Raw genomic sequence first — 1,038 nt, forward strand, 5'->3', positions numbered from 1 at the left:
CTGACGTTCCATGATTTACCAATCAAGGTAGTGCGACTATGCACCAGACTTGATAGCGGCCTCGACCTTTTGAGCGAACTGTGGATCGCTATGGGCTTTTCTCATGAGCATCTCATAAGTACTTGCGGAGAGATCGTTTTTGGCCAGAATTCCGTGAACATCCTTTGCATAGGTCTGTTCAAGTGCCTGTTGCTTGGCTTTGCTTACGCCTTTTTGCATGGCTTCACCACGCATTTTGGAACTCAGGGGCTCGATTTCCCGCAGAGCAGAAGCAAAATGCATGATTTCAGCGTTACTCACCGCAGGGCCCGCCTGAGGTGCAGAGGGCATCATTGGCCGGGAGCCAGATTGCGCTCCCGCTTGCGGCGCTCCGGAAGCCATAGGCGGTGTAGACGCACCGTTCTGCATTGCCGGTGAGGACGGTTGGGGTTGAGTGGTGGACATGGGGCTGCTCATGCTTGCAAAAGCAACGGATGTGCTAAACACGAATATTCCGAGTGCCGTGATTACATTAGTCTGAATGCTTTTCAATAGTTCATCTCCCTTTTGGGTAAAAGAAAAGAGCATGGATTATGCTCGTAATTGCTTGAGTGAAATTGCACAAGCGTTTTTACGGTAACAACAGATAATCTGTATTGTCAAATATGTGAATCAAATTTAACAAGTATTTAAACTGGTCAAAATATGAGTGTTGCGCATATTCAACATGGAGCCAGAAAACACGTTAATGTTTATAGGAAATCTCTTCTGTAATTTAACAGAAAACTGATATACCACATTAATATTTGTTTTTTTTACCACCACCCGTGTAGATAAGCATGCTGGCGTGATCCATGGGTAATCATCATTCCTAGATACGGCAATTCATGCGCAACGGATTCTACGATAAGTATAAATTACGTTTGCGGATGATCTTGCGGAGACAAGACCATCCAGTACCTTATGGTTATGATGTTTTGGTTGGCGGTTGATTCGGATTCGATTGAGTCGCTGGTTGGCCTTCGGGGGATTGAGCAGAGGCTGAGGCCCCATGCTGCA

General features: G+C 46.1%; 1 protein-coding gene. It reads right to left on the minus strand.

The window, feature by feature from the left end; genetic code table 11:
• Positions 1-36: 36 nt before the first annotated feature.
• A complete protein-coding gene (locus BLW97_RS18835; protein WP_158025247.1) occupies positions 37-444 on the minus strand; it encodes a DUF4168 domain-containing protein in 408 nt (135 codons plus the stop codon).
• Positions 445-1,038: the final 594 nt, after the last annotated feature.

Origin of the sequence: Acidithiobacillus albertensis (assembly GCF_001931655.1) — a bacterium.
GTDB classification, from domain to species: Bacteria; Pseudomonadota; Gammaproteobacteria; order Acidithiobacillales; family Acidithiobacillaceae; genus Acidithiobacillus; species Acidithiobacillus thiooxidans.